The following is a 5,608-nucleotide window of genomic DNA, read 5'->3' as shown; positions in this document are numbered from 1 at the left end:
CGGCCGTCCGGCCGCTTTCTGCGAACGCCTGCAACAGCCCGTCGGCCACTTCGCTGGCGGTGCCGTCGCCGCCCGCCGCGATCACCAGGTCGAAGCCGCTGGCGGCAAGGACGAGCGCCAGCCGTTCAGCGTCGCCGGTCGCCTGTGTTTCGCGCAGCTCGAAATCGCCGAAATGTCTCTTGAGCGAAGCATTGACCTCGGGCCAATGCCGTTTGAGCCAGCCGCCGCCGGCAATCGGATTGAGAATCACCCCGACCTTCAAGAACGTCCTCCCCAAAGGCCAGCAACGACACTGCTGTCCTAAAAGCCCTTTGCCGGCATTGAAGCCCGCGCCGCTCTGCGGAGCAAGGGCCGAATGTCTGATCATGCTGCTCGCCGCAGATCAGGGCGTGTCCGCCCCCCTGCATCTCGTCCAAAAAAACGCTGCGCCGCCGAGCTCAGTCCCCGATAATCCCGCTATTCACAGGCTCGTCGCTGTTTCGCCGAACGCTTATCCCCCGTATATTAAACCCATCTCAGGCGGCTACCGATCGCCAAGTCGAAAGGCAAGGCGAAACGGCGGATTTCCTGAGGCCCGTACGGCCCCGAATGAAAGCAGGCTTGCCTGTTTTGAGGAGGGATGCCGAGACCTACGGGGCCGCGGAAAGCGTGCGAACGCCTACGGCGGACCGATGCTGCCATGAAGGACGGCAAAAACCTTCGATGGCGCGCTGGACGAAGCTCGCAAGGGTAGAGACTGGCGAGGTCCCGAACGGACGCTGCCCTCGGGCAGTGGCTGGCAGGACCGTCAACATCAAGGCCGGCATGGCGCGACGTCTTTACGGAAGTTGCTGCCGCGACCGTGTCCTGATCTGACAGGGAGGCGCTGGGAGAAATCCCGGCGCCGACTGTCTTTGGGCTCCTGTCGCTATCCGACCGTCTGCTTCATTTGAACCAGCCGTCAGGTTCGAACACGTCTACGATTGGTGAGACCTTTCGGCCACAGTCAGCGGCCGTGAAAAATTACGCGGCGCACCGTCACGCTCATTCCACAATCGCGGCCAAATCCCGCCTTGATCCACAGCGATTGATGAGCTTTCAGCGTCGCGTGTCCTTTTCGGCCACGCGAACGATCCCAGTGATATTTGGCAGAGCAACTCAAAAGGCATAAAACCGTGATCAAGACCGCCCTTGTCGCGATGACCATCGTCGGTTGCGACTGCGACGCCAAGCTTTGCGAATATATCGGTGAGACGCCGGCCAAGTGGTCGACCATCGCCGATTGCGAAGCGGCCATGAAAAGCCAGATGCTGCACCAGCGTAATTTCAACTATCCGCTCGTCTCCGGCATCTGCCGCACGACGCAGACGCCGTCGTCACAGCTTGCCACGACGGCCTCCACGCCTGAGTTGACGACGGCAACGCAGAACGCCACCGACCGGCTCCCCTCAGAATTGAGCCGTCGCCCCAGCGTTGCGGTCGGGGCGCAGGCAACGGCGATGGAAACGGAGGCTGCCAGGCCGGTTGCCTATGAAGCGGCGGTCGATGGCGGTCGCGCCGTGCTCTATCGCAGGAAGACCGGCTACGCCGTGGTCAAGACCGACCTCGGCCGCGCCGCATCCGCAACGATCGGCCTGGCGAAGCGGTCGGCTGACTGGCTGGCGGCCAAGATGCCCAGCGGCTAACTCGCCGCCTCGTCCCTTGCGCCGATCTTGCGCACCAGCGCGGCCGTCGCCAGCATCGTGCCCATGTCTGATATCATCGGCGCGACATGCTTGGCATAGTCGAGCGGCACGGACATATCAGGCAGCTCGAAGAAGTCCTTGGTCTGCGGCAACAGCAGAAAACCGTCGCTGCCATTGAGCGCAACCCGCGCCGGATCATCAGGCCGTGTCTCGCTAAGCCATGTCAGTGCCTGCGCCAGCCGGCCGCTTACCAGTGGCTGCGCCGCCTCGACATTGTCGGTGCGGAAGTCGTAGGCGGCATCGAGCTCGGGCACGCCGCATGACAATTCCTGCATCTTGCTAGCGAACATGCCGCGGAAGAAACCGACGGCCATGTTGGCCCGCCGCGCCGCCACCAATATGCCGGGAAACGGCACGACGGTCTCGAAGGCGACGACGACCCCCTTGAATGCTATCGTTCCGCTCTTGCCCGTGCCTTGCCGGAGATCCACTTCGTAAAACTCGAACGGAAATCCCTCGTAGCGGCCGGATATGACGTCGTCGAAGCGCTTGCTGTTGAACGTGCCGATCGTCTCGCGCGGCAGCCGATCGAACGAATTCGGTGTCACGTCGTGCTCGTAGCGCATATCCCTGATGAAACCGAAGATGATCGGCAGCAGTGTCTTGCGGAACGATTGCTGCAACGTGCTCGTCGGCTTGACCGCCTGGAAATAGAGCAGGATCGCCGCCACGAACCCGACGACATAGAGCAGCACATGCGGCGTCGAGAACCATCGCTCGTAGGGATCGGCGACCATATTGAAGAGCCAGGCCATAAGCGCCACGAACACCAGCACCAGGCCGACGAACAGCGGCACCCGCCAGCGGACTTGCCGGTAGGCCGAAGCCCGCCTGGCCTCATAGGCCTCGAGATTCCTTTTGATGTCGGCGATGTCAGTTTCGTCAGGCATGAAATCCGCTGCTTCCATCGCCATCCCCGTCGAAAGACCGATCACCCAGCTCGGACAATAGCTGATTTTGCCGAAAGTCGCGCGACTACAGCGGTGGGATGGTGAGCCCGCACGATTTGTCTGAGCCACCAGTCAACACAGCCATCAATTCCCGTTACCAAAAACCGTATCCAGACGCGCCAAAACCTTTTGCCTTAATGCACCCTCCAGCGCCTCGACTGGAACCAGCCGCTCGTGGTCACCAGCCCGCAGCCGCATGAAGGGGTGCAGCCGGTAGGCGACAATGGCGCCACGCGTGCCGGCGTCAGCGCTGATATCCACGGTCAGGATGCCCCCGATGCGGCCGGGCCAGGGCTGGCGCGCAAAGGCGGTGCCAAGAAAATCGCCGAGCCCATAGGCGACGAGCGCCTTGCCGATCCGCTCCACCGGCTGCAAGACGTGGGCATGGTGGCCGGCTATCAGCCCGACGCCTTGCGCGGCCAAATGCTGTGCCAGTGCCCGCGTTGCGGCCTGGGGAAAGTGCCGGAACTCCCAATCCCAATGTGGCACCGCGCAGGCGAGGTCAACATCGCTGCCGCGTGGCCATTGTGCCGGGTCGCCTTGCATCGACACACGGCCCGCGAACGCAGCCGCGCCGGCATTGCGCCACAGCGTGAAAGCGGCAAAGCCTATTGTCAGCGGCCCGACCGCAAGGCGCTCGACCGGACCGGCGACGGCGGTACCGATGCTGCGGATGCCGAGACGGTTCAGCGCCGCCACGGTCTTGTCGAACCCGTCGACGCCCTGGTCGAGCACATGATTGTTGGCGAGCGACAAAACCAGCTTCTCATGCGAGATGCCGGCGGCCGCCAGCGCCTCGGCGAGAAACCGCTCGGTCATGGCATGATGGGTGCCAAGCTTCGTGCCCATCGCCGCGCTCGGTCGCTCCACCACCGGGCTTTCGCAATTGCCGACCACAAGGTCAGCGGAGGCGAGCAGCGCCTTGATAGCCGGGTCGCATTGCGGCGCTGTTCGATTGGCCACCGCCGAGATATCACCGACAAAGGCGAGCCGCACCGTTCGCGCCGGTGGCGGCTCGATCATCGTTCCTGCCGCTGGCGCAAAACCATCGCCGTCGCCACTAAGCGTCGGCTTCAGGAAACGTGGCAGCCAAGACAATTTGTAGGAAAGCGGATAGTTCGACACGCGCAGCCTGCACCGGAATGAACGGCCACGGTAGACGATGAGCCCGATATAGCGAAGCGCTTCCGTTCGGATTCATATGGGCGAGGCGCCTGCGACAGGCGCGACACGCGAAATGCATGTATGGTCGGCATGAAGCCCTGGAGGACCAAGATGACGCGATTTTCGAGCCTGCTGGCATTCGCCCTTATTCTGCTGCTGCCGGTTGCTTCCGCTGATGCCGCATCCCCCGAACCGGCCGCCCTGTTCGAGGCAAAAACCGTAGCGGACCGCAACAGCACGCTTACCGCACTCGAAGCCGCCGCGCCCGGTGATCCCGCGTCGGCTTACGCCGCCGGCGCCGGCCAATTCTTCACCGCGCTGGAGATCCTGGCCGGCGGCCTGCATCGCCACGGTTTCGAGAGCCCGCAATCGTTCATGCTGCCGCTGATGCGGCTGCCGGTGCCGGACAATCCCAATCCCGAACCGCTGACCTACGATGACTTCCGCGCCATCCTGGTCGCCTTCCGCGACCGGCTGCAGAAATCCGCCGCCACACTTGGGTCCGTGCCTGCCGGTGCCGATATCGGCATGGAGGTCGACCTCACGCGTCTCGGCATCGATCTCAACGAGGACGACCAGATCGCGCCGAACGAAAGTGCCGCCGCGATCATGGCGTCTCTGTCACGCGGCGGCGGTGCGCCAGACGCGGCCGCACCTGCCCTCACCTTCCGCTTCGACCGCGCCGACGGCTACTGGCTGCAGGGCTATGCCGAGTTCCTGATGGCGCAGGCGGACTTCTGGCTGGCGCATGACTTCAGGACCATGTTCGACGGCTCCTTCCACATGCTATTCCCACGCGCCAAGCTGCCGCTGCAGGACACGCTCGTTCCGCCGGACGGCGGCATGGGCGGAAGCATGTTATCGTCCGAATGGCGCTTGGCCGATTTCATCTCGCTGGTGCATCTGGTTAACTGGCCGGTGGTCGAGCCGGAGCGCCGGCAGGCGGCACGCCGCCATCTCATGGAGATGATCCGGCTGTCGCGCGAGGACTGGAAGGCGATCCGCGCCGAGACCGACAACGACCGTGAATGGCTGCCCGGCCCGCAACAGAAAGGTGCCAGCCCGCTCACCGGCCTGGAGGTCGGCGAGGAGCAGGTCCAAGCCTGGCACGCCGCGCTTGATATGGCCGAGGATCTGCTCGAAGGCCGCACCTTGCTGCCGCATTTCCGCATCGCCGACAAAGGCATCAACATGAAGCGCTTCTTCGACGAGCCGAAGCCCTTCGATCTGGTGCTGTCGATCACCGGCCCGGCGATCGCACCCTATCTCGAAAGCGGGAAGATCCTCACCAGCGAGGAATTTGACCAGATCCAGCGCCAGTTCGGCGGCGCCGGGTTTTTGACGTTTGCGCTGTGGTTTAACTGAGGGCGTGTTTCAACATCGCTCCTGACACCCTTGTGTCAGCAGCTTAAGTTCGTCCCGCGCCCCTCGTCACTCCGCTCTTTCCATTTCGGCCGATACCTCCCATATTCGGGGCATGGCCAAACTTCCTGACAAAAAGACGCCGCCGCCGGCGCGTGATGATCGCGCTTCGCCGCCCAAGCGGCGCAGCCCGCTGACCGATTTCCTCGATGCATCGGAGCCGTTGCACAAGGGCGGCTTCGCCGAGGCGCCGCAGGCCGAATTCTCAGGCACGCCGCTGACCGGCTCGATCGCCGATTGGGCCGAGCAGATAGAGCAGGAAGCCGAGCGCCAAATCTCCCCCCTTGAGGGGGAGATGTCGCCGAAGGCGACAGAGGGGGTCGGCAAAGGAAGTGCTCAGCATAAGGA

Annotated in this window: 6 protein-coding genes; 3 read left to right on the top strand and 3 right to left on the bottom strand. The window is 63.5% G+C overall.

Annotated elements, in window-relative coordinates:
• On the bottom strand, positions 1-262 hold a 262-nt coding region (locus tag EOC93_RS32310; RefSeq protein ID WP_164759369.1), incomplete at its 3' end, for a diacylglycerol kinase family protein.
• 892 nt (positions 263-1,154) lie between these two features.
• On the opposite strand from EOC93_RS32310, the gene EOC93_RS32305 reads away from it, so the two are divergent.
• Positions 1,155-1,664, top strand: coding sequence for a hypothetical protein (locus tag EOC93_RS32305; protein WP_127206631.1), 510 nt, complete (start codon positions 1,155-1,157; stop codon positions 1,662-1,664).
• On the opposite strand, the gene EOC93_RS32300 is transcribed toward EOC93_RS32305, so the two are convergent.
• Complete coding sequence (locus EOC93_RS32300) at positions 1,661-2,632, bottom strand: DUF3137 domain-containing protein (protein ID WP_095489215.1); 972 nt, start codon at positions 2,630-2,632, stop codon at positions 1,661-1,663. The two genes, EOC93_RS32305 and EOC93_RS32300, sit on opposite strands and share 4 nt — an antisense overlap.
• A gap of 126 nt (positions 2,633-2,758) precedes the next feature.
• Entirely contained in the window at positions 2,759-3,799 is a 1,041-nt protein-coding gene (locus tag EOC93_RS32295) for a CapA family protein (RefSeq protein ID WP_095488869.1), read from the bottom strand.
• Positions 3,800-3,949: 150 nt separating this feature from the next.
• Between EOC93_RS32295 and EOC93_RS32290 the strand changes: the two genes are divergently transcribed.
• Positions 3,950-5,203, top strand: a complete 1,254-nt coding sequence (locus EOC93_RS32290; protein WP_095489214.1) for a hypothetical protein — start codon at positions 3,950-3,952, stop codon at positions 5,201-5,203.
• Between the two features lie 112 nt (positions 5,204-5,315).
• The coding region (locus tag EOC93_RS32285; RefSeq protein WP_245461598.1) for a hypothetical protein at positions 5,316-5,608 on the top strand (293 nt) is incomplete at its 3' end.

The organism is Mesorhizobium sp. M6A.T.Ce.TU.002.03.1.1, from assembly GCF_003997275.1.
In the GTDB taxonomy this organism is placed as follows: Bacteria; Pseudomonadota; Alphaproteobacteria; order Rhizobiales; family Rhizobiaceae; genus Mesorhizobium; species Mesorhizobium mediterraneum.
This window is presented reverse-complemented; position numbering and strand designations above follow the sequence as displayed.